This is a genomic window from Mycobacterium sp. (genome assembly GCF_050701515.1).
In the GTDB taxonomy this organism is placed as follows: domain Bacteria; phylum Actinomycetota; class Actinomycetes; order Mycobacteriales; family Mycobacteriaceae; genus Mycobacterium.
The window spans coordinates 1-21219 of sequence record NZ_JBOGDB010000331.1 but is presented as its reverse complement, the minus strand read 5'-3'; the positions used below and the strand labels follow the sequence as shown (position 1 = coordinate 21219).

Genomic DNA, 21219 nt, shown 5'->3' with positions numbered 1-21219 from the left:
GCGATAATCATGGCCAGTCCGGTGAAACTCAGCGGGCTGTACCGCAGCCACGACGGGTGCCAGCGGGCCAGCTCCCGGCCCAGCGGGTCACGTTCATCAGTCGAGTCGTCGGCCGGGGCCAGCGAGTCGGCAAGCAGGATCGAGCGCAGGCGTGGCACCTCCTCGGCGCGCACCGCGTCCAGTGCGAACGCGGCGTCGGCCCTGGCTTCCTGCCCGGTGCTCACCCGCAATACCGTCAGCCCCAGCAGCCGATGCAGCAGCCGGGCGTCGGTCTGCACGGAACGAATCCTGTTGCGAGGCACCGACACAACCTTGCGTTGAAGTATGCCGGTCCGCAGCTGCACCTCGTCGGGCTCGATGCGGTAGGTGGTGGTGAACCACCGGGCGATGCCGAACGCGACCGTCAATCCCAGCGCGAAAACCGTCCACATCGGGTTGCCGGTAGCCGAGCCGAGCACGATCGCGCCGATCAGCAATGGAAGCTGCCGCAGCACCTCGTGCACGGGGTGCACCAGCAGCATGCGCGGGCTGAGCCGATGCCAGGGCCTCTCGGTGGCCGCAACGGTCACGTCGCATCCCCCGCGCCGATCGCGGCGATGTCGGTGAGCTGCGCGACGACGCGGTCGGCGACATCGGAGTCCAACGCGACGATGTGCACCGCACCGGCCGACGAGGCCGTCGTCACCGTGACGTTGGCCAGCCCGAACAGCCGGTCCAGCGGACCGCGATAGGTGTCGACGGTCTGCACGCGGGAGATCGGCGCGATCCGGCGTTCCTGGATCAGCCAGCCCGAACGGGTGTACACCGCCTGCGGACTGATCTCCCAGCGATGCACCCGATACCGCCATAGCGGCACCAGCACGACGAACACCAGTATGCCGACCGCGGTGAGGGCGGCCGCCGCGACGTGCAGCCAACCGAACCGCCGGTCGAGCGCGAACCACACCAGCTGGGCCAGCACCAGCATCAGCCAGGGGATCGCCGCGCCGATCGCCCACACCAGCGGCGCGTTGCGGCTCGGCGGGTTGGCCGGGTCGACCAGTGTCACCTCGTTGGTAGCACTATTCATACTTCGAGCATGGCGCATGCGCCGTAAGGTTTCGATCATGAGTGCCAAGCAGAAGTGGGCCGCCGCCGATGTGCCTGATCAGTCGGGGCGGATCGCCATCATCACCGGTTCCAACACCGGCATCGGCTACGAAGCCGCGGCCGTGCTCGCCGACAAGGGCGCACACGTCGTGCTCGCCGTCCGCAACATCGATAAGGGCAACGACGCCAAGGCGCGAATCACCTCGGGGGCCCCGAACGCCGTCGTCACCGTGCAGGAGCTCGACCTGACGTCGCTGGACGATATCCGCAAGGCGGCCGACGAGCTGCGCGCCAGCTACCCGCGTATCGATCTGCTGATCAACAACGCCGGCGTGATGTACACGGACAAGGCCAGCACCAAGGACGGCTTCGAGCTGCAGTTCGGCACCAACCACCTCGGCCACTTCGCGCTCACCGGTCAGCTGCTCGACAACATGCTGCCCGTCGAGGGCTCGCGGGTGGTGACCGTCAGCAGCGTCGGCCATCGCATCATGGCCAAGATCCATTTCGACGACCTGCGGCTCGACCGCGACTACAACCGGGTGAAGGCCTACGGCCAATCCAAACTGGCCAACCTGCTGTTCACCTACGAGCTGGCGCGCCGCCTGGCAGCCAAGGGGGCCCCGACCACCGCGCTTGCTGCGCACCCCGGTGGCTCGCAGACCGAGCTGCTGCGCAACATGCCGGGTGGCATCAGACAGGTCAGTGAGTTCTTCTGGCAGTTCATCGCGCAGCCACCCGACATGGGAACGCTTCCGACGCTGCGCGCCGCCACCGACCCGGAGGCACAGAACGGCCAATATTACGGCCCCGACGGATTCCACGAGCAGCGCGGGCACCCGAAAGTCGTTGAATCCAGCAAACAATCGCACGACGAAGACATCCAGCGCCGGCTGTGGAGCGTTTCCGAGGAGCTGACCGGCGTCACGTATCCGGCCTGACCCAATGCGTTCGGTCGAGGAGCACCGGGGGGTGGTCGCCGGCCTGATCACGCCCCGCGCACCGGTCGGCGTACCACTGGCCGACACGCTCGGCCTGGTGCTGGCCGAGGATGTGGTGGCGCCGCTGTCGTTGCCCGGCTTCGACAATTCGGCCATGGACGGCTACGCCGTCATTGCCGGCGATGTCGCGCCGGCGAGCACCGAGCAGCCGGTGCTGCTGCCCGTCGCCGAGGACATTCCCGCCGGCCGCACCGATTTCCTCACGCTGAAACCCGGTACGGCACACCGGATCATGACGGGCGCACCGGTTCCGTCCGGGGCCACTGCGGTGGTGCCCGTCGAGGCCACCGACGGGTCGACCGACACCGTGGCGATCCGCGCGACCGCCAAGGCCGGCCAGCACATCCGCCGCGCCGGAGAGGACGTCACCGCCGGCACCACCGTGCTGCGCGCCGGGCAGGTCGTCACACCCGCCGTGCTGGGCCTGGCCGCGGCGCTGGGTCTCGGCGTGCTGTCCGTCATTCCCCGGCAGCGGGTGCTGGTGATGTCGACCGGCTCGGAGCTGGTGGCACCGGGCATGCCGCTGAAACCCGGCCAGATCTACGAGTCCAACGCCTTCATGCTCGCCGCGGCCGTCCGTGACGCCGGCGCGCACGTGGTCGCCGCCCCGATGACCGGCGACGACGTCGACCAGTTCCGCGCGGTGCTGGACCGCCACGCCGGCGAGGCCGATCTGATCATCACCACCGGCGGGGTGAGCGCCGGCGCGTACGAAGTGGTAAAAGAAGCGCTCGGCGCGCAGGTCGACTTCGTGAAGGTCGCGATGCAGCCCGGCATGCCGCAGGGCGCCGGCCGAGTCACCGGAGCCGCTGGGCCGGCGACATCGGGTACAGCCACACCGATCATCACGCTGCCCGGCAACCCGGTCAGTGCCCTGGTGTCGTTCGAGGTCTTCATTCGGGCGCCGCTGCGCGCGGTGATGGGCCTGCCCCAGCCGGAGCGCCCGCGGCTGACGGCGGTGCTGACCGAAGAGCTCAGCTCGCCGAGCGGCAAGCGGCAGTTCCGCCGCGGCGTACTCGACGCCGGCAAGGCGTCGGTCACCAGCTACGGGCCACCCGCGAGCCACCACCTGCGCTGGCTGGCGTCGGCCAACTGCCTGCTGGAGATCGACGAAGACGTCGCCGAGCTGGCGGCCGGATCGCCCGTGCAGGTGTGGGACCTGTCCGACGGCTGATCACCCGTAGAATCGCTGCACGATGGCCAGACGCCCCGACCTCAGATCAGGCCCCGCGCGACTGTTGGCGCTGGCGAAAACCACAATCCCTCCGGTGCATCCCGCCGGGCTGCCGTTCATCGGCGCCAGCCTCGCGGTTGCCGCGGCGGGCCGAAGATATCGGTGGCTGCGCCGCGGCGGTCTGCTGGCGGCCGGTGCGAACGCCGCGTTCTTCCGTCATCCCCCACGCGTTCCGCCCAGTCGGCCCGGCGTCGTCGTCGCACCCGCCGACGGCCTCATCTGCCTGGTCGAAGAGGCAGAGCCGCCCGCCGAACTGAACCTGGGCGCCCGGCCCCTGCCTCGGGTCAGCATCTTCCTGTCGATCTTCGACGCGCATGTCCAGCGCATCCCGATAAGCGGTGAGGTGGTCGCCGTCGTGCACCGTCCCGGGCTGTTCGGATCGGCCGAGCTCGCCGCGGCCAGCCAGGACAACGAACGCAACAGCGTGCTGATCCGCACACCGGAGGGCGTACAGGTGATCGCCGTGCAGATCGCCGGCCTGGTCGCCCGGCGCATCGTGTGCGATGTGGCACCCGGCGACAAGGTTTCGATCGGTGACACCTACGGCCTGATCCGGTTCGGCTCACGGCTGGACACCTACCTTCCCGAGGGCTCCGAAGTGCTGGTCCTGCCCGGCCAGCGGGCGGTTGGCGGCGAGACGATCCTGGCGGAGCTGCCTCGATGAAAGCCCGGATGAAGCCGTCGCAGATCAGCCTGCGGCTGCTGCCCAGCGCGATGACGGTCGCGGCGATCTGCCTCGGGTTGTCCGCGGTCAAGTTCGCGCTCGATGGCCGTCCGACGGAGGCGATGGCGCTGCTCGCGGTGGCCGCGATCCTGGACGCGCTCGACGGCCGGATGGCCCGGCTGCTCAAGGCGACATCGCGGATGGGTCAGGAGATCGACTCGCTCGCCGACGCGGTGAATTTCGGTGTCGCACCGGCATTCATCGTCTACGCGACGCTGCTGTCCCAATCACGGGTCGGCTGGATCGTGGTGCTGCTGTACGCGGTGTGCATCGTGCTGCGGCTGGCCCGGTACAACGCGATGCTCGAGGGCGACCAGCCCGCCTACGAGAAGGAGTACTTCGTGGGCATGCCGGCCCCGGCCGGCGCGATCGGCTCCATCGGACCACTGGCCGCCAAGATGCAGTTCGGCGACGGGTGGTGGACCTCTGAGTGGGCGGTCTCGATCTGGATGGTCGGCGTATCGTTGCTGGTGGTCAGCGCCATCCCGATGCGCAAGATTCACACCTTCGCCATACCGCCGAGGATGGTCGTGCCGCTGCTGGCACTGCTGGCCATCGCCGTCGCCGCGGCGATTCAGTACGGCTACATCGTCATCATGGCGATCATCACCGCCTACGTCATCCACATCCCGTTCGCGGTGCGGACGAAGGCATGGCTGGCCAAGCACCCCGAGGTGTGGGACGAGCGGCCCAAGGCACAACGCCAGGCACGGCGGGCGATTCGACGGGCACAGCCGCATCGGCGGTCGATGGCCCGGCTCGGACTGCGAAGGCCGGGCGACTGAGGTGACCGGGCTCGACGTCGCCGACCGCCCGACACCGCGGCAGCAACTCACCCTCACGGCACGGCTGAACACCTCCGCGCTGGATTCGCGTCGCGGAGTGGTGCGCCTGCATCCGGAAGCCATTGCCGCACTGGGCATTCGGGAATGGGATGCGATTTCGCTGACCGGCTCGCGGACCACCGCCGCAGTGGCCGGGCTGGCGCCGGCCGGCACTCCCGCGGGCACCGCACTACTCGACGACGTCACGCTGTCGAACGCCGGACTACGCGAAGACACCACCGTGCTGGTCGCCCCGGTGACGGTGTACGGCGCCCGGTCGGTGACGCTGCGGGGCTCCAATCTGGCCACCCAGTCGATCTCGTCCGCGACGCTGCGTCAGGCCCTGCTGGGCAAGGTGATGACGGTCGGCGACACGGTGTCGCTGCTGCCGCGTGAACTCGGCCCCGACATCCCGACGTCGGCGGCCAGCAGCGCGCTGGCGTCCGCCGTCGGTATCACGTGGACATCGGAGCTGCTGACGGTAACCGGCGTCGATCCGGCCGGACCCGTCAGCGTGCAACCGAATTCATTGGTCGGCTGGGGTAACGGGGTGACCACGACACCACAGCCGAGCGCCGGCCGGGCCGTCGTCACCACCCCATCGCAGTCGCAAACCGAGCCGACGCTGCGGGTCGATGACCTCAAGGGTGTACACACGCAGGCGACCAGACTCACCGAATGGCTGAAACTCGCGCTCGACCAACCCGAACTTCTGGAAACCCTTGGCGCTACGGCGAATCTCGGCGTCCTGGTGTCCGGGCCCGCCGGCGTCGGCAAGTCCGCCCTGGTGCGTGCGGTCTGCGCCGACCGGCGCCTCGTCGAACTGGACGGCCCCGAAGTGGGTGCGCTGCGCGCCGAAGACCGGCTGGCAAGCGTCGCTTCCGCAGTGGCCACCGTGCGCGATGGCGGGGGCGTGTTGCTGATCACCGACATCGACGCGCTGTTGCCGTCGGTCGCCGACCCGGTGGCGACGCTGATTCTCACCGAACTGCGCAGCGCGGTGGCCACCCCCGCGGTGGCGTTCGTCGCCACGTCTGCCGTGCCGGACAGCCTGGATCCGCGGCTGCGGGCACCCGACCTGTGCGATCGCAGCTCGGGTTGAGTCTGCCCGACGGTGCGGTCCGCAAGCAGCTGCTGGAGGTGCTGCTGCGTGACGTGCCCTCCGAAGGCCTGGGCCTCGACGAAATCGCCGAACGCACACCGGGTTTCGTGATCGCCGATCTGGCCGCCGTGGTGCGGGAGTCAGCGCTGCGGGCGGCGGCGCGGGCCAGCGCCGACGGCAAGCCGCCGGTGTTGACGCAGGACGACCTCACCGGCGCACTCACCGTCATCCGCCCGCTGTCCCGATCGGCCACCGAAGAGGTGGCGGTCGGCTCGGTGACACTCGACGACGTCGGCGACATGGCCGAAACCAAGCAGGCGCTCACCGAATCGGTGCTGTGGCCGCTGCAGCACCCCGAGACGTTCGCCCGGCTCGGCGTCGAGCCGCCGCGCGGCGTGCTGCTCTACGGTCCGCCCGGCTGCGGCAAGACGTACGTGGTGCGCGCGCTGGCCAGCTCCGGGCGGCTGTCGGTGCACGCGGTCAAGGGCGCCGAGCTGATGGACAAGTGGGTCGGCGCTTCGGAGAAGGCGGTGCGTGAATTGTTCCGCCGGGCCCGCGATTCCGCACCGTCGCTGGTGTTTCTCGACGAGATCGATGCGCTGGCGCCCCGGCGTGGCCAGAGCTTCGACTCCGGTGTGACCGACCGGGTGGTGGCCTCGCTGCTGACCGAAATGGATGGCATCGAACCGCTGCGCGACGTGGTGGTGCTCGGCGCCACCAACCGGCCCGACCTCATCGACCCCGCCCTGCTGCGGCCCGGGCGGCTTGAGAAGCTGGTCTTCGTCGAACCGCCCGATTCCGACGCGCGCCGCGAGATCCTGCGCACGGCAGGCAAATCCATTCCGCTGAGTGACGACGTCGACCTCGACGCGCTGGCCGGTGAGCTCGACGGCTACAGCGCCGCCGATTGCGTGGCGCTGCTCCGTGAGGCCGCGCTGACCGCGATGCGCCGCTCCATCGACGCCGCCGATGTCACCGCCGCCGACGTCGCCAAGGCCCGGGAAACCGTGCGGCCGTCGCTGGATCCCGTGCAGGTGGAGGCGCTTCGCGCCTTCTCGGCCGGACAGATGTGACCTACGGCTCGATCAAGCCAACCCGGATCGCATAGCGGCTCAGCGCCAGGCGATCTCGCAGGCCGAGTTTCTGCAGGATGTTCGTCCGGTGCCGGTCCACCGTCTTGGCGCTGATACCCAGGGTGTTCGCGATCTCCCGCGTCGAAAACCCCTCGGCGATCAGCTTGAGAACCTCTTCTTCGCGCGGCGTGAGGATGGTCTCCGGTAGCCCGTCACCTTGGCGGGCCCGGTGCAGGTACTCCCGAATCAGCGCGGTGACGGCGCCCGCGTAGAGAAACGGCTCGCCACGCATGGTGGCCCGGCACGCTTCGAGCAGGTCGCGGTCGGCGACCGACTTCAGCACGTAGCCGGACGCGCCGGCCTTGAGCGCCTCGAAGAAGTACTGCTCGTTGTCGTGCATCGACAGGATCAGGATCCGCACGTGCGGATGGGTCCGGTTGATTTCACGAGCCGCCTGCAGGCCGGTCATCTTCGGCATCGCGATGTCGAGGATGGCCAGGTCGGTGGGGGTGTCCTCGAGCGCCGCCAGGGCTTCGTATCCGTCGGCCGCTTCCGCCACCACCCGCATATCGGGTTCGGCATCCAGGATCATCCGCAATCCGCTGCGCACCAACGCGTGATCATCGGCCAGCAGGATGCGCGCGGGTTGAGCCAGCATCAGTCGCCACGCCCGCGCAGAGGTATGACGAGCCGCACCTCGGTGCCTTCCTGCTTCGGCGACGTGATGGTGAGGGTGGCTTTCACCAGCAGCGCGCGTTCCCGCATTCCGCTGATCCCCGCCCCCTCGGCGGCCACCCCGCCCCGGCCGTCGTCAGCGATGCGCAGCGTCAGGTGTTCGGTGCTGACGTGTAGGTCGAGCCAGACCTTGCTGGCGTGGGCATGACGCGCCACGTTCGTCAGGCTCTCCTGTGCAATCCGATAGCACACCAACTCGACGTCGGGTTTCAGCCGGGCGGACCCGGGCACGATGTGCTTGATGACGGAAATCCCGGTGGCTTGGCCGAATTCGCTGCTGAGCGCGTTGAGAGCGCTGTGCAGACCGAGATCTTCGAGTGCGTCGGGGCGTAGCCGACGGGCGATGTCGCGAACCTCGTCGAGACTGGCGCGCACGATTTCCTGGGCGTCTTGCAGCTCGCGGCGGATCGTCGCGGGCCCGCGGTCAACGGCGCGTTTGAGGGACAGCAGTGCGACGGTCAGCGTCTGGCCGATCTCGTCGTGCAGCTCCCGAGCGATCCGCTGACGCTCGTTCTCCTGTGCGGCCAGCGCCGATGCGCTGGCGGAGGTCCGCTCCGTCTCGAGCCGATCCAGCATGGCGTTGAAGGAGGCGATGAGGTGGTGCAGGTCGCCGTTGCCGCGATCCTCGACGCGGTCGCTGCGTCTGGGCGGATCGACTCGCCGCATTGACGCGGCGAGCCGATCCAGGGGGGCAAGACTCGATCGCAACAGCAACGCGTTCGCGGTCAGCATCACCGCCAACCCGACCACCAGGACCGGGATCTCGGTCAGCTTGATGCGCGCCGAAACGGTCGCCGGCGACACCGCAAGGATCAGCGTGCCCAGGACGAAGATCGCGCCGTTGATCAGAAAGACCCGCCGAAACAGCGCGGCCGCGGGAGTTCGCGCCCGTTTCATACCCACCAGCGTGGTCTGCCGCACTGTCCTTTGTCCATACAGGCCACCACCCCCCGGGAATGGGTGTCAGACCCGATGGTGGCGACCCGATCCACCGCCCAGACTGGCGTCAACTGCGGTAGGAGCATCGATGCAGATTCATCGGACGACGGTGCCCGGCAGTGGCGTTCTGCACCAGATCGTCACCCGGGACGGCGACAGCTTCTGTCTGCTGGTGGACAGGGCCGCCAATCGGCACCTGTTCACCTACGGCGGAGGCGAACTCGACGAGCCCAGCCGGGCGATCGTCCTGGAACCCGATGAGGCCGACCAGGTGGCCCAGATTCTGCACAGCCCACCCATTGCGGATCGCCTCCTGTCGCTGGAACGACGTGTGGACGAACTGAGCGGAGAACGGGGACGATGACCATTACTGCTGACCCAGCCGGCACCCAACGAAACGAAGACATGCAAGCACACGAGATCGCCGTGACCCCGCCGACGGTCCGGATGGACGACCCGGTGTCCAAGGCCGTTCAGCTGATGGTCGTCAACCGGCTGCCCGGGCTGGTGGTGGTCGACGAGTCGGACCGCCCGGTTGCCGTGTTGCCCGGCACGCAGGTGCTGCGGCTGGCGATTCCGGAGACGTATCGGGACGATCCCGCGCTGGTTCGCACCGTCGACGAGATCCACGCGGACCTGTTCTGGCATGGCCCCGGCAAGCTGACCGTCGGTGACTGCTTGCCGACCCCGGTCGCCAAGCCTGCCACCGTCGCGCCGGAGGCCACATTGTTGGAGATCGCCACGGTGATGGCCAACAAGCGGAGTCCGCTCATCGCGGTGGTCGATCGGGGCGGCAGGCTTACCGGCGCGGTGACCCTGGAGAGGTTGATGACCAGCCTGGCGGTGGCCGGACCCAGCGACTGATCCGCGCTCGGCGGGCCAACTTCGGCGGCAGGATCGGCAATGGCTCCCCTGCTGGCGCTCACGATTTTCGTCGTCGCCTTCTGGTTCATCGCCACCGAGCGGGCCAACAAGGTCAAGACGGTTCTGGTCGCCGCCGGGTTGATGACCATCCTCGGGCTGATTCCCGGCGCGAAGGTGTTCTATTCGGAGCACGAGGGGATCGACTGGAACGTCATCTTCCTGCTGCTGGGCATGATGATCATCGTCGGCGTGATCAAGCAGACCGGACTTTTCGACTTCCTGGCCATCTGGGCCGCCAAACGGTCGAGGGGCAAGCCGTTCCGGCTGATGGTGATGCTGATGGTGATCACCGCGGTCGCCTCACCGGTGCTCGACAACGTCACGATCATCATGTTGGTCGCCCCGGTGACGCTGGTAATCTGCGACCGGCTGGAAATCGCGGCCCAGCCGTTTCTGATCGCGGAGGTGCTGGCATCGAACATCGGCGGTGCCGCAACGCTGATCGGTGATCCACCGAACATCATCATCGGCAGCCGGGCCGGTCTGACATTCAACGACTTCCTGGTGCACATGGCGCCGGCGGTGGCGATCATCTTCGCGCTGTTCGTAGTGTTCACCAGGGCACTGTTCCGTAAAGACCTGCGGTCCAACCACATTCGCCTCGACAATGTGATGGCGCTGCAGGAACGCCGCGCCATCAAGGACACCCGACTGCTGGTACGGTCGCTGGCTGTCCTTGCCCTGGTCATCGTCGGGTTCAGCCTGCATTCGGTACTCCATGTCGCGCCGTCGATCGTCGCCCTGCTCGGAGCGGGCACGATGTTGTTGGTCAACGACATCGACGTCGCCGACGTTCTCCCCGAGGTCGAGTGGCCGACCCTGGTGTTCTTCATGGGACTGTTCGCGATGGTTGCCGGTCTCGTGCATACCGGCGTGATCGGCTGGGTCGGCGATGGCGCCGTGGCGCTGTTCGGCGACAACTTCTTCCTTGCCGCGACCGGGCTGTTGTTCGGGTCTGCCGTGCTGGGCGCGTTCATCGACAACATCCCCTACACCGCGACCATGACCCCGGTCGTCGAGGGCATGGCGGCACAGGCACCCGACGTCGAAACCGGCCGGGCGTTGTGGTGGGCGTTCGCGCTGGGCGCTTGCTTCGGCGGCAACGGCACCGCGATTGCGGCCAGCGCCAATGTCGTGGCGATCGGCATCGCGCAACGGGCGGGCCACCCGATCAGCTTCTGGCGGTTCACCCGCTACGGCATCGTCGTCACCCTGCTGAGTACCTGCATCGCGTGGGTCTACGTCTGGCTGCGCTACTTCTAGAACCTGACAGTGACAAGTTCGGGTGGCACCTTCGGGAAGTCGGCGACGGCGCGACCATCGCCAGGACGGGGGATGGTAGCCGCATCCGCCCAGCTAGACTGGCGTTAAACCAAAGCCATATATCGGCTTACACCCCGACCACCGCGACCGATCGGAGTGCATGCTCGCCATCCTGTTCGCCCACGCGGCCGCCACCGCGTTGGCGCCCATGCTGGTGTACCGGTGGGGCCGGATGGCGTTCTATCCGCTGTCGCTCGTCCCGCTGGGCTCGCTGGTTTGGGTCGTGCTGAACTGGCCGGGGCCCGGGCAAGCACGGACCGTCAGCGTGTCGTGGGTTTCCGAGTTGTCGATGGACATCACGCTGCGGTTCGACGCGCTCGCTGCGATCATGAGCGTGCTGGTGCTGGGCATCGGCGCGCTCGTGCTGTTCTACTGCGCCGACTACTTCCTCCACCACGACGGGCGCAAAGAGAATCGCCTGCCCAGTTTCGCCGCCGAAATGGTCGCGTTCTCCGGCGCCATGTTCGGCCTCGTGGTCAGCGACAACATGCTGGTTCTCTACGTGTTCTGGGAGCTGACCACCGTGCTGTCCTTCCTCTTGGTCGGCCATTACGCCGAGCGCGCCACCAGCCGAAAGGCCGCAGTCCAGGCGCTGCTGGTCACCACGGCCGGCGGCCTGGCCATGCTGGTCGGCATCGTCACCCTCGGCACCGTCTCGGGAACCTACCGGCTGTCCGAACTGATCGCGGCGCCGCCGTCGGGGTTGGCGGTGTCGGTCGGCGTTGTGCTGATTCTCGTTGGCGCACTGGCTAAGTCGGCCATTGTCCCGCTGCACTTCTGGCTGCCCGGCGCGATGGCCGCGCCGACCCCGGTGAGCGCATACCTGCATGCCGCTGCGATGGTGAAGGCCGGGGTGTACCTGGTCGCCCGAATGACGCCGGGTTTCGCCGACTCGCCGCCGTGGCGTCCGATGGTGGTGACCCTCGGCGTACTGACAGTGGTACTGGCGGGCTGGCGCGCGGTCCGCGAATACGACCTGAAATTGATTCTGGCATTCGGCACCGTGAGCCAACTCGGCCTGATCACGGTGCTGGTCGGCACCGGCGGCAAAGACCTGATGCTGGCCGGGCTGGCCCTGCTGTGCGCGCACGCCATGTTCAAGGCGGCGCTGTTCATGGTGGTCGGAATCATCGACCACGCCACCGGAACCCGTGACATCCGCAGACTTGCCTGGCTCGGACAGCGCAACAAGCCGCTGCTGGTCATCGCGGTCCTCGCAACGGCGAGCATGGCGGCGCTGCCGCCGTTCCTGGGCTTCGTCGCCAAAGAAGCCGACTACGAAACCCTTGCGCACAGCGAATCGCTCGGTGCCGCAGCGCCTTTCGTGCTGGCCGCCATCGTCGTCGGTTCGGTGTTCACCACCATCTACAGCCTGCGGTTCTTGTGGGGCGCATTCGCCCGCAAACAGAAACCCGAGCCCACCGGGCGCGTCGCGAACATGCACCACCCGCCGGCCACGTTCCTGGCCCCTCCCGCCATCCTGGCCGCGGCCGGCCTGCTGTTCGGGCTGTGGCCCGCCCCGCTGGACCGTGCGCTGGACACCTACGCCGACACCGTGCCCGGCGGCAGCCAAGACGGGACAAGCTACGACCTGGCGTTGTGGCACGGCCTCGGTCTGCCGCTGCTGCTGTCCATCCTCGTGCTCGCCCTCGGCACGGCGGCGTTCTTAGGCCGTGCGCGGCTGCGTCGCGCCCGGGTGCCCTACCTGCCGCTGGGCAACGCCGACCGCGTCTACGATGCGGTGATCCGCGTCGTCGACGTGGTGTCCGTGCGGTTGACCGGCACCACCCAGCGCGGCTCGCTTCCCGCTACCCAGTCGGTGATCCTGTTCACGCTGGCGCTGGTGCCGGTGGTGGTGCTCGCGCTGGGCGCCCGCGACCGGCCCGAGTTCGCCCTCTGGGACTCGCCGCAGCAGGTGGTGGTCGGGCTGCTGATCCTGGCCGCCGCGGTGGGCGCAACTTTGATGCGCAACCGGCTGGCCGCCGTGCTGCTGGTCGGCGTTACCGGCTATGGCTGCGGCACGATCTTCGCGTTCCACGGCGCCCCCGACCTGGCATTGACCCAATTCCTGGTGGAAACCCTGACGCTGGTGGTCTTCGTGCTGGTACTGCGGACGCTGCCCGCCGAGTCGAACCGCACCAACCTCCGCCGGCACCGGTTACCGCGTGCCGCACTGGCGCTGGCGGTCGGCGCCAGTGTCACCACGCTCGCGGTGTTCGCGATGGCCGCCCGCACCGGCGTCCCGATCGCCGCGCTGCTGCCCGACGCCGCGTACTTCCGCGGTCACGGCGCCAACACCGTCAACGTGCTGCTGGTCGATATCCGGGCATGGGACACCCTCGGCGAGATCTCGGTCTTGCTGGTCGCTGCGACCGGGGCAGCGTCAATGGTGTTCCGGCACCGGCGTTTTGGTGCCGCTCCCCGAGTCGCCGATGCCGTCCCACCTGGCGCCGGGCTTACCGCCGCGATTGCGACCAGTCCGGCCGCCGGTGACATCACCTGGTTGCGTGGCAGCGAGTTGCGTGACCCGCGGCACCGGTCCCTGGTGCTGGAGGTCGCGACGCGGATGATCTTCCCGCTCATCATGGTGCTGTCGGCCTACTTCTTCTTCGCCGGCCACAACACGCCCGGCGGCGGCTTCGCCGGGGGGCTGACCGCGGGGCTCGCGCTGGTGCTGAGGTATCTCGCGGGCGGGCGCTACGAGCTCGGCGAGACGCTGCCGCTGGATGCGGGCAAGATCCTCGGAACCGGCCTGGCCCTGTCGGCGGGCACCGCGGTGGCGTCGCTGCTGCTGGGCGCCCCCGTGCTGTCGTCGGCGGTGGTGGAGTTCGACATTCCGGTCTTCGGCACGGTCAAGCTGGTCACCGCGTTGTTCTTCGACCTCGGCGTGTACCTGATCGTCGTCGGGCTGGTGCTCGACGTGCTGCGCAGCCTGGGCGCCCGGGTGGACGTCGAGATGGCCGAGCAGCAACAAGCGACGGTGACGGCGCGATGACCACCTATCTGGTTCCGCTCGTCCTCATCGGCGGTCTCACCAGCATCGGAGTTTATCTGCTGCTGGAACGCAATCTGACCCGAATGTTGCTGGGGCTCTTGGTGATCGGTAATGCGGTCAACCTGTTGATCCTCACCGTAGGCAGCCCGTCCGGAAATCCACCGGTGCGCGGCCGGACCAGCAATGGCGAGACCGCCACGGCAGATCCGTTGGCGCAGGCCATGATCCTGACCGCCATCGTCATCAGCATGGGCATCGCGGCGTTCGTGTTGGCGTTGAATTACCGCGCGTACCGGCTGACCACTGCCGAGGAGGTCGCCGACGATCCCGAGGACACCCGCGTCGCCCACCTCACCGCCGAGGAGGCAGCGGCCGTAGACGAGGGTCGCCCGATACCCGACAAGGCGCGCGACACCGACGAGCCCGACGAATTGGACGCGCTGCCCGGCTTGGAGGGGTCAAGGTGAGCCTCGCAGGGACGCTCACCCCGCTACCCGTGCTGATCCCGACGATCGGCGCGGCGGCGACGCTGTTCGCGGGGCGCCGGCCCCGGCTGCAACGCGCCATCACGCTGCTCGCACTGTCGACGGTGGTCGCGGTGTGTGGAGCGCTGGTCTACCTCACCGATCGCGACGGCACGCTGGCCCTGCACATCGGCGGCTGGGGACAGAGTGTGCCCGGTATGGGTCCGCTCGGCATCACGTTGGTGGTGGACCGGCTCTCGGCGCTGATGTTGGTGGTGTCGTCGATCGTGCTGCTGGCCGTGGTGCTCTACGCCATCGGGCAGGGCATCCGGGACGGCGACGAACGCCAACCGGTATCGATCTTCTTGCCCACCTATCTGGCGCTGTCGGCCGGTGTATGCAACGCGTTCCTGGCCGGCGATCTGTTCAACCTCTTCGTCGGGTTCGAGGTGCTGCTGGCGGCGAGCTTCGTGCTGCTGACCATCGGGGCCAGCACCGAGCGGGTACGCGTCGGCATCTCCTACGTGATGGTGTCGATGGTGTCGTCGATGATCTTCCTGATCGGCATCGCGCTGGTGTACGCCGCGACCGGCACACTCAACATGGCCGAGCTCGCCACCCGGCTGGACGGCGTCTCGCCCGGTACCCGCAGCGCGCTGTTCGCGGTGCTACTGGTGGCGTTCGGCATCAAGGCCGCAGTGTTCCCGCTGTCGACGTGGCTGCCCGACTCCTACCCGACCGCACCGGCACCGGTCACCGCGGTGTTCGCCGGCCTGCTGACGAAAGTCGGTGTCTACGCGATTATTCGGGCACACTCGTTGCTCTTCCCGACCGGCGGCCTTGATTCGGTGTTGCTGGTGGCGGCGCTGCTCACCATGCTCGTCGGCATCCTCGGCGCCATCGCACAGAGCGATATAAAGCGGCTGCTGTCCTTCACGTTGGTCAGCCACATCGGCTACATGGTGTTCGGTATTGCGCTGTCCAGCCAGCTGGGCATGTCCGGCGCGATTTATTATGTGGCGCACCATATCCTGGTGCAGACGACGCTGTTCCTGGTCGTCGGCCTGATCGAGCGGCAAGCGGGCGCTTCCACACTGCAAAGGCTCGGCGGGCTCGCAGCCGCCAGCCCGCTGCTGGCCTTTGTGTTCGTGGTGCCTGCGCTCAATCTTGGTGGCATTCCGCCGTTTTCCGGCTTCATCGGCAAGGTGGCGCTGCTGGAGGCAGGCGCCCAGAGCGGTTCGGTGCTGGCGTGGACGCTGGTGGGCGGAAGCGTGCTGACCAGTCTGTTGACGCTTTACGTGGTCACCCGCGTATGGACGCTGGCCTTCTGGCGCGTTCGGGCCGACGCGCCGGAGGGCGACGTGGCGGCCGCGGCTCCTTCGGTGTTGCTCGACGACGCCGAAGACATTGCCCTGGCCGATCGGGGCGATGTCGGACGGATGCCGGTGGGCATGCTGGTGCCGACCGGGGCGCTCATCGCGGTGGGGCTCACCTTGACCGTGCTTGCCGGGCCGATCGTCGCGTACAGCGAACGCGCCGCCACCGAGGTGCTGGACCGCGACCGCTACATCTCGGCAGTGCTCGGGGGTGTCACGCCATGAGACGCTACGCGCTGCGCGCGTGGGTGCTGTGCTGGCTGGTGTTGGTGTGGATCTTGTTGTGGGGCAACGCTTCGCCAGGAAACATCCTGAGCGGGTTGGCGATAGCGTTGGTGATCACACTGCTGCTGCCGCTTCCCGTCGTACCCATCGAAGGCCGGGTGCATCCGCTGTCCTTGCTGCGGCTGATGGCGGTAGTGGCCTACGAGTTGGTGCTGTCGTCGTTGCAAGTGGCCTGGCTGGCCATCAAACCAGGACCGCCGCCGCGCAGCGCGGTGCTACGGGCCCACTTGGCGATCAAGTCGGATCTGGTGCTGGCGTTGGCGGTCAACATCATCACCTTGATCCCCGGATCGATGGTGCTGGAGATCGACCAGGCGCGCCGGCTGATCTATGTGCACGTCATCGATGTCGGCTCCGAGCGGGCCGTCGCCCGCTTCTACCGCCAGATCGCACAGATGGAGCGGCTGTTGGTGACGACGTTCGAGCGAGACGCCGACTGGCGGCCGGCACCCAGTAAGGAGGTGCCCTAGTGAGCACCGTGTGGATCGTCGCGGCCGTGCTGCTGACCGCGGCCGCGACCATCACGATGTTTCGCATCCTGGCCGGGCCCAGCACGCTGGACCGGCTCGTCGCGCTGGACACCCTCGTCGCGGTGGCGATGTGCGCCATCGGGACCTGGGCAGCGTTCAGCCTGGACACCACGGTGACCTATAGCCTGACCGCGCTCGCGTTGATCGGTTTCGTCAGCTCGGTAAGCGTGGCGCGATTCCGGGTACCCGATACGGACAGCCGCCGCGACGACAGGGATGCGCGGTGAACGCACTTGACATTGTCACGGCCGTGCTGGTGCTCAGCGGCTCCACGCTGGCATTGACCGCCGCGATCGGCGTCATCCGATTCCCGGACACCCTGTCGCGCATGCACGCGGCGACCAAGCCGCAGGTGTTGGGCCTGCTATTGGTGCTCGGCGGGGCGGCAATCCGGCTCCGCGGCAATGTCGACGTCGGCATGCTGATCCTGACCGGCATGTTCGCCGTGATCACCGCGCCGGTCGTCGCTCATCGAGTCGGGCGATTGGCCTACCGCGAACAGAACATTCACGACTTACTGACCGAGGACGAGCTGCACGAGTACACCGAAGGCGGGACGGATAGCCAGAACTGACGTCACCGCTACCCGTCGGACAGCTGGAACTCGACCATCGCGGTGACGGTGTCGACGGCCTCGCGCAGCGCCTCCAGGCGTGTGGCCGGAGAGGGCGCAGCCAGCACCGCGTAGCGGTCGGCCTGACCCATCGGAACCCGGGACGCCAGCGCATAGAGCCGCTGCCCGAGATCGGGCATGTCGGTGGCGAGCAGATCGGCACGGCCCGGCAGCATAGCGCCACGGGCTTCGGCGATCCGCTCGAAGAGTGCGACGATGCGGTCTTCGACATCCCGGATAGCGTCCGCGCCCACTGCCTCACCGGGTTCGTCGGGCCATGGTTCGACCGCGGCCTGTGGGTAGGGGTTGTCCGGGTGCCATTCCAGCACCCGGATCCGCTCAGCCATCACGCATTTGAGTCGGTAGCGCCCGTCGCCGAAGTCCGCGCACTCGGTGATGTGGGCCAGGGCACCCACGTCGCTACGGGTGTCCCCGCCTCCGACTTCGCGCCCAGCCGCGATCAGCACGACACCGAACGCGGGGTCCTCCGCCGCGAGACAGTCGGCGACCAGTGCGGAGTAGCGCGGCTCGAAGATCCGTAGCGGCAGCTCCTGGCCGGGCAGCATCGCCACCTCGAGCGGGAACATCGGCGTGATCGGCACGGCTAGATGGCCAGCTCGCCGATCAGCGCGTCGACCACCGCGCGCAGGTCTCCGTCCTGCTCTTCGGCGACCCGCCGCTGGCGCTGATACGACGCGCCCTGCTGGTAGATGTCGGCCACCTGGGCCAGCTCGTCGGCGCAGCGCAGCGACTTGGCCACCGGCTCCAGCCGGTTCAGCAGCTCGTCCAGGTCCTCGGTGACCAACCGTTCGTTGCTGTCCGCATCCAGGATGATCACCGCGTCGAGGCCGTAACGGGCTGCGCGCCACTTGTTTTCCTGCACATGCCACGGCGGCATCGTCGGCAGTTCCTCGCCGGCGTCGAGGCGGCGGTCCAGATCGACGATCAGGCAATGGGTCAACGCGACGAGGGCACCGAGTTCGCGCAGGTTCGAGACGCCGTCGAAGACACGGACCTCGACCGTGCCCAGATGCGGTGACGGCCTGATGTCCCAACGGATCTCGTTCATATGGTCGATGATGCCGGTCTTCTTCTGGTCGTGAACGAAGCCCTCCCACTGCGCCCAGGTCTGGAAGTGGAACGGCAGGCCGGCCGTGGGCAACTGCTGAAACATCATCGCGCGATTGCTCGCATACCCGGTGTCCTCACCGTCCCAGTAGGGTGACGACGACGACAGCGCGAGCAAGTGCGGATAGTGGTTGAGCAGTGAGGTGACGATCGGCATGACCTTGTGCGCCGAGGATATTCCGACGTGCACGTGCACCCCCCAGATCAGCATCTGGCGGCCCCACCATTGGGTGCGTTTGATCAGCTCGGCGTACCGTGGCGCGTCGGTCAGCTTCTGTGCCGACCACTTTGCGAACGGGTGTGTCCCGGCACAGAACAGCTCCATCCCGCGATCGCGGACGATCCGGCGCGCGGGCCGCAAGGTGGAACGCAGGTCGTCCATCGCCTGGCCGGTGTTGTCGCATATACCGGTGACGATCTCGACCGTGTTGCGCAGTAATTCCTTGTGCACATGCGGGTTTTCGCCGATCTCGGCGATCACCGCGGCGGCCTCGTTACTCAGATCGCGGGTCTCGCCGTCAACGAGGGCGAACTCCCATTCGACACCAACAGTGGGCCGGGGCGAGCCGGCGAAATCAATGCGACTGCTAACCGGTGCCGATAACACCGCACGCCACCCGCTCTCCGGCGTCGCCGGTGGCCAGCGTGGTCTCGTCGGGTGGCGGAGTGCCGTTGATCTGCTGGTAGCGCTCCGGCGGGATGTTGGCAAAGTTGTCCGGCTTCGCGTGAATGATGATCGCCGTCTTGGCGCCCGCGAGCAGGTCCTCTGCAGTGAACGCGTCGGTGGTGGTAACCAGCGTCGCCGAGCCGTCCGCACGTACCTGTAGTGACGTGAGATCACCGCTGGCGGGGTGGCCGCTGTGGCCGGGGACCTGGAAATGCCCACCGGCGGAGTTGAAGTCGCCGGGCGCACCGCCCGTCGGCGCTACCGAGGCTGCTTCGCACTTGCCCACCGAATGCAGGTGCAGCCCGTGGAAGCCGGGCGTCAGCTCACCGGTCACGGTGGTCTGCACGGTCACGGTGGCGTGCCCGCCGGTGAAGTCGAAGTCGGCGGTGGCGACCGTGGTGCCGTCGGCGAGCTTGAGTTGCGCCGTCAGCTTCTCGCCTGCCGCTTCACCCTCGTGTTCACCGGCGGGGGCCACCGGCGACGGCGATCCCGTCCAGATCGACGGCGTGGTGGCCGGCTGCGTCGCCACCGGCTCGTCCGGTGTGCACGCGGTTGCGAGCGGGAGGGTGAGCAGTGCGGCGGCGGCCAGGACAGGGCCGATCGGCTTACCAACCGGGTTTGGGAACGGCATGCCGTGAGCCTAGCCCGTGACCGCCACGATCACGCCCGGTGGTTGATCGGTCAGGCCCGGCGCCCGGGGTTCCACCGGAGCCTGGAGTAACTGGCCCACCTCATCGGCTGATTCCCGCTCGCCGGGCGCGTCGCCAAAGTACACCGTGTTTACCGTGACGCCGTCCAGGGTGAGGTTGCCGGTCTCGGTGACGTTCCAGCCGGCGCCCCTGAGCTGATTGGCAGTGTTCTCGGCGGCGCCCGGTGTGGACGAGAGATTGAATACCCGCACATCGGCCTTGGCTGCCGGTGCCGGTGTCGCGGGTGTCGGCGACGGCGTCGTGGTGGTGGTCACGGTGGCCACCGGTTCGTCAACGTCGGAGTCGGAGCCCGAGCCCATGGCCTGAAATGCGACCAGCAGAAAGACCACTCCCAGGAACAGCAGCACCATCACCATGGCGCGCAGGGGAAGCCCGGAGGAGTCGGAACGGCGCTCGTTCATTGAGCCCACTGTATCGGCGTGGCTTTCGAGTCCGCGAAAGCCTCAGGTGACCTCGAAGCCCAGTCGGCGGGCCGCTCGCGCCTTCTGCCTGCTTGCGCGCAGCCTACGCAGGCGTTTGACCAGCATCGGGTCGGCTGCCAGCGCCTCGGGCCGGTCCACCAGCGCGTTGAGCACCTGGTAGTAGCGCGTCGCGGACATCGAGAACAGTTCTTTGATCGCGTCTTCCTTGGCGCCCGCGTACTTCCACCACTGGCGCTCGAACGCCAGAATGTCGTGCTCGCGGCGGGTCAGGCCATCGGTGAGGTCAGCGTCGTCCCCGGATTGCTCGGTCCGCGCCATGGCGCCGTCCATATTGCTCCTGGACCCTTCCCCACTCGAAAACATCGCTAGCGTTTCGGCGAACATTCAACCACGGGTTGACTGATTGGGCCGTGAGCCGGTCCCGCGAGTCGGCTACCTTAAGCTTGCCGCCGTGGCCGTCGTACCCATCCGAATCATCGGAGATCCCGTCTTGCACACCGCGACCAGACCGGTGCCGGTGAGCGACGATGGTTCGCTGTCGGCCGATGTTACCGAGTTGATCACAAATCTCTACGACACCATGGACGCCGCGAACGGCGTCGGTCTTGCCGCCAATCAGATTGGGGTTCGCAAGCGGGTGTTCGTTTACAACTGCGCCGAAGACCGTGGCCGGACCGCGCGGCGCCGCGGTGTCATCGTCAACCCGGTGCTGGAGACCTCCGAGGTGCCCGAGACCATGCCCGACCCCGACAACGACGACGAAGGCTGCCTGTCGGTGCCGGGCGAGTCCTTTCCGACCGGCCGGGCCGACTGGGCGCGAGTGACCGGGCTGGACGCCGACGGCACGCCGATCACCCTGGAAGGCACCGGCTTGTTCGCCCGGATGCTGCAGCACGAGACCGGCCATCTGGACGGCGTGGTGTATCTGGACCGGTTGATCGGCCGGCACGCCCGCAGCGCGAAGCGGGCGGTGAAGTCTCACGGCTGGGGGGTGCCGGGGTTGACGTGGATGCCGGGCGAGGACCCGGATCCGTTCGGTCACTGATGGTGCCCAATCTGCC

General features: G+C 67.8%; 23 protein-coding genes and 1 pseudogene. 15 read left to right on the top strand and 9 right to left on the bottom strand.

Annotation, left to right across the window (positions count from 1 at the left end):
• Positions 1-521: PH domain-containing protein (locus ACRDU5_RS23675; protein ID WP_526617426.1), on the bottom strand; the 521-nt coding region annotated here is incomplete at its 3' end.
• A 44-nt stretch (positions 522-565) separates the two neighbouring features.
• Positions 566-1087, bottom strand: coding sequence for a PH domain-containing protein (locus tag ACRDU5_RS23670; protein ID WP_526617425.1), 522 nt, complete (start codon positions 1085-1087; stop codon positions 566-568).
• A 19-nt stretch (positions 1088-1106) separates the two neighbouring features.
• On the opposite strand from ACRDU5_RS23670, the gene ACRDU5_RS23665 reads away from it, so the two are divergent.
• The 5 genes and pseudogenes from ACRDU5_RS23665 to ACRDU5_RS23645 all read left to right on the top strand — a co-directional run bounded on the left by ACRDU5_RS23665 (position 1107) and on the right by ACRDU5_RS23645 (position 7047).
• Positions 1107-2030, top strand: coding sequence for an SDR family oxidoreductase (locus ACRDU5_RS23665; RefSeq protein ID WP_526617424.1), 924 nt, complete (start codon positions 1107-1109; stop codon positions 2028-2030).
• 4 nt (positions 2031-2034) lie between these two features.
• Positions 2035-3264: a molybdopterin molybdotransferase MoeA gene (gene moeA, locus ACRDU5_RS23660; protein WP_526617423.1), complete on the top strand. Its 1230-nt coding sequence runs from the start codon at positions 2035-2037 to the stop codon at positions 3262-3264.
• A gap of 22 nt (positions 3265-3286) precedes the next feature.
• Positions 3287-3988: a phosphatidylserine decarboxylase gene (locus tag ACRDU5_RS23655; protein ID WP_526617422.1), complete on the top strand. Its 702-nt coding sequence runs from the start codon at positions 3287-3289 to the stop codon at positions 3986-3988.
• 8 nt (positions 3989-3996) lie between these two features.
• Positions 3997-4833 carry a CDP-diacylglycerol--serine O-phosphatidyltransferase gene (gene pssA, locus ACRDU5_RS23650; RefSeq protein ID WP_526617421.1) on the top strand — a complete coding sequence of 279 codons (837 nt, stop codon included), beginning with the start codon at positions 3997-3999 and terminating at the stop codon, positions 4831-4833.
• A 1-nt stretch (position 4834) separates the two neighbouring features.
• Positions 4835-7047, top strand: a pseudogene (locus ACRDU5_RS23645) (AAA family ATPase).
• Between the two features lies 1 nt (position 7048).
• Here ACRDU5_RS23645 and ACRDU5_RS23640 read toward each other — a convergent pair.
• A complete protein-coding gene (locus ACRDU5_RS23640; RefSeq protein WP_526617420.1) occupies positions 7049-7705 on the bottom strand; it encodes a response regulator transcription factor in 657 nt (218 codons plus the stop codon).
• On the bottom strand, positions 7705-8679 hold the full coding sequence (locus ACRDU5_RS23635) for a sensor histidine kinase (RefSeq protein ID WP_526617419.1): 975 nt from the start codon (positions 8677-8679) through the stop codon (positions 7705-7707). Before ACRDU5_RS23635 ends, ACRDU5_RS23640 begins: the two co-directional genes overlap by 1 nt.
• A gap of 130 nt (positions 8680-8809) precedes the next feature.
• Here ACRDU5_RS23635 and ACRDU5_RS23630 point away from each other — a divergent pair, with 130 nt between their 5' ends.
• From ACRDU5_RS23630 to mnhG, 9 genes are all read left to right on the top strand, one after another.
• Positions 8810-9085: a cation:proton antiporter regulatory subunit gene (locus tag ACRDU5_RS23630; RefSeq protein ID WP_526617418.1), complete on the top strand. Its 276-nt coding sequence runs from the start codon at positions 8810-8812 to the stop codon at positions 9083-9085.
• Positions 9082-9585: a CBS domain-containing protein gene (locus ACRDU5_RS23625; RefSeq protein WP_526617417.1), complete on the top strand. Its 504-nt coding sequence runs from the start codon at positions 9082-9084 to the stop codon at positions 9583-9585. The genes ACRDU5_RS23630 and ACRDU5_RS23625 overlap by 4 nt, the downstream gene beginning before the upstream one ends.
• A gap of 39 nt (positions 9586-9624) precedes the next feature.
• Positions 9625-10908, top strand: a complete 1284-nt coding sequence (locus tag ACRDU5_RS23620; protein WP_526617416.1) for an ArsB/NhaD family transporter — start codon at positions 9625-9627, stop codon at positions 10906-10908.
• A 160-nt stretch (positions 10909-11068) separates the two neighbouring features.
• Positions 11069-13963 (top strand): Na+/H+ antiporter subunit A, encoded by a 2895-nt coding sequence (locus ACRDU5_RS23615; protein WP_526617415.1) that lies wholly within the window; start codon positions 11069-11071, stop codon positions 13961-13963.
• Entirely contained in the window at positions 13960-14430 is a 471-nt protein-coding gene (locus tag ACRDU5_RS23610; protein WP_526617414.1) for a Na(+)/H(+) antiporter subunit C, read from the top strand. Before ACRDU5_RS23615 ends, ACRDU5_RS23610 begins: the two co-directional genes overlap by 4 nt.
• Positions 14427-16028, top strand: a complete 1602-nt coding sequence (locus ACRDU5_RS23605; protein WP_526617413.1) for a Na+/H+ antiporter subunit D — start codon at positions 14427-14429, stop codon at positions 16026-16028. Before ACRDU5_RS23610 ends, ACRDU5_RS23605 begins: the two co-directional genes overlap by 4 nt.
• Positions 16025-16558 carry a Na+/H+ antiporter subunit E gene (locus ACRDU5_RS23600; RefSeq protein WP_526617412.1) on the top strand — a complete coding sequence of 178 codons (534 nt, stop codon included), beginning with the start codon at positions 16025-16027 and terminating at the stop codon, positions 16556-16558. Before ACRDU5_RS23605 ends, ACRDU5_RS23600 begins: the two co-directional genes overlap by 4 nt.
• Positions 16558-16845 (top strand): monovalent cation/H+ antiporter complex subunit F, encoded by a 288-nt coding sequence (locus ACRDU5_RS23595; RefSeq protein WP_526617411.1) that lies wholly within the window; start codon positions 16558-16560, stop codon positions 16843-16845. The genes ACRDU5_RS23600 and ACRDU5_RS23595 overlap by 1 nt, the downstream gene beginning before the upstream one ends.
• Entirely contained in the window at positions 16842-17192 is a 351-nt protein-coding gene (gene mnhG, locus ACRDU5_RS23590) for a monovalent cation/H(+) antiporter subunit G (RefSeq protein ID WP_526617410.1), read from the top strand. The genes ACRDU5_RS23595 and mnhG overlap by 4 nt, the downstream gene beginning before the upstream one ends.
• Positions 17193-17200: 8 nt before the next feature.
• Here the strand turns inward: mnhG and ACRDU5_RS23585 are convergent, their stop codons facing one another.
• The 5 genes from ACRDU5_RS23585 to napA are packed head-to-tail and all read right to left on the bottom strand — an operon-like array spanning position 17201 to position 20488.
• The gene (locus ACRDU5_RS23585; protein ID WP_526617409.1) at positions 17201-17833 is read right to left on the bottom strand and encodes an LON peptidase substrate-binding domain-containing protein; all 633 of its coding nucleotides are present in this window, start codon (positions 17831-17833) and stop codon (positions 17201-17203) included.
• Positions 17834-17835: 2 nt separating this feature from the next.
• Entirely contained in the window at positions 17836-18966 is a 1131-nt protein-coding gene (locus ACRDU5_RS23580) for a glutamate--cysteine ligase (RefSeq protein ID WP_526617408.1), read from the bottom strand.
• Positions 18947-19657 carry a superoxide dismutase[Cu-Zn] gene (gene sodC, locus ACRDU5_RS23575; protein ID WP_526617407.1) on the bottom strand — a complete coding sequence of 237 codons (711 nt, stop codon included), beginning with the start codon at positions 19655-19657 and terminating at the stop codon, positions 18947-18949. Before sodC ends, ACRDU5_RS23580 begins: the two co-directional genes overlap by 20 nt.
• 9 nt (positions 19658-19666) lie before the next feature.
• A complete protein-coding gene (locus ACRDU5_RS23570; RefSeq protein ID WP_526617406.1) occupies positions 19667-20137 on the bottom strand; it encodes a LytR C-terminal domain-containing protein in 471 nt (156 codons plus the stop codon).
• A 42-nt stretch (positions 20138-20179) separates the two neighbouring features.
• A complete protein-coding gene (napA, locus tag ACRDU5_RS23565; RefSeq protein WP_526617405.1) occupies positions 20180-20488 on the bottom strand; it encodes a nucleoid-associated protein NapA in 309 nt (102 codons plus the stop codon).
• Between the two features lie 121 nt (positions 20489-20609).
• Here napA and ACRDU5_RS23560 point away from each other — a divergent pair, with 121 nt between their 5' ends.
• Entirely contained in the window at positions 20610-21203 is a 594-nt protein-coding gene (locus ACRDU5_RS23560; RefSeq protein ID WP_526617404.1) for a peptide deformylase, read from the top strand.
• Positions 21204-21219: the final 16 nt, after the last annotated feature.

Coding starts and splice junctions, on each gene's coding strand:
- ACRDU5_RS23670 (WP_526617425.1), bottom strand. CDS start 1,087: ATGCGCCATGCTCGAAGTATGAATAGTGCTACCAACGAGGTGACACTG.
- ACRDU5_RS23665 (WP_526617424.1), top strand. CDS start 1,107: ATGAGTGCCAAGCAGAAGTGGGCCGCCGCCGATGTGCCTGATCAGTCG.
- moeA (WP_526617423.1), top strand. CDS start 2,035: ATGCGTTCGGTCGAGGAGCACCGGGGGGTGGTCGCCGGCCTGATCACG.
- ACRDU5_RS23655 (WP_526617422.1), top strand. CDS start 3,287: ATGGCCAGACGCCCCGACCTCAGATCAGGCCCCGCGCGACTGTTGGCG.
- pssA (WP_526617421.1), top strand. CDS start 3,997: ATGAAGCCGTCGCAGATCAGCCTGCGGCTGCTGCCCAGCGCGATGACG.
- ACRDU5_RS23640 (WP_526617420.1), bottom strand. CDS start 7,705: ATGCTGGCTCAACCCGCGCGCATCCTGCTGGCCGATGATCACGCGTTG.
- ACRDU5_RS23635 (WP_526617419.1), bottom strand. CDS start 8,679: ATGAAACGGGCGCGAACTCCCGCGGCCGCGCTGTTTCGGCGGGTCTTT.
- ACRDU5_RS23630 (WP_526617418.1), top strand. CDS start 8,810: ATGCAGATTCATCGGACGACGGTGCCCGGCAGTGGCGTTCTGCACCAG.
- ACRDU5_RS23625 (WP_526617417.1), top strand. CDS start 9,082: ATGACCATTACTGCTGACCCAGCCGGCACCCAACGAAACGAAGACATG.
- ACRDU5_RS23620 (WP_526617416.1), top strand. CDS start 9,625: ATGGCTCCCCTGCTGGCGCTCACGATTTTCGTCGTCGCCTTCTGGTTC.
- ACRDU5_RS23615 (WP_526617415.1), top strand. CDS start 11,069: ATGCTCGCCATCCTGTTCGCCCACGCGGCCGCCACCGCGTTGGCGCCC.
- ACRDU5_RS23610 (WP_526617414.1), top strand. CDS start 13,960: ATGACCACCTATCTGGTTCCGCTCGTCCTCATCGGCGGTCTCACCAGC.
- ACRDU5_RS23600 (WP_526617412.1), top strand. CDS start 16,025: ATGAGACGCTACGCGCTGCGCGCGTGGGTGCTGTGCTGGCTGGTGTTG.
- sodC (WP_526617407.1), bottom strand. CDS start 19,657: ATGCCGTTCCCAAACCCGGTTGGTAAGCCGATCGGCCCTGTCCTGGCC.
- ACRDU5_RS23570 (WP_526617406.1), bottom strand. CDS start 20,137: ATGAACGAGCGCCGTTCCGACTCCTCCGGGCTTCCCCTGCGCGCCATG.
- napA (WP_526617405.1), bottom strand. CDS start 20,488: ATGGACGGCGCCATGGCGCGGACCGAGCAATCCGGGGACGACGCTGAC.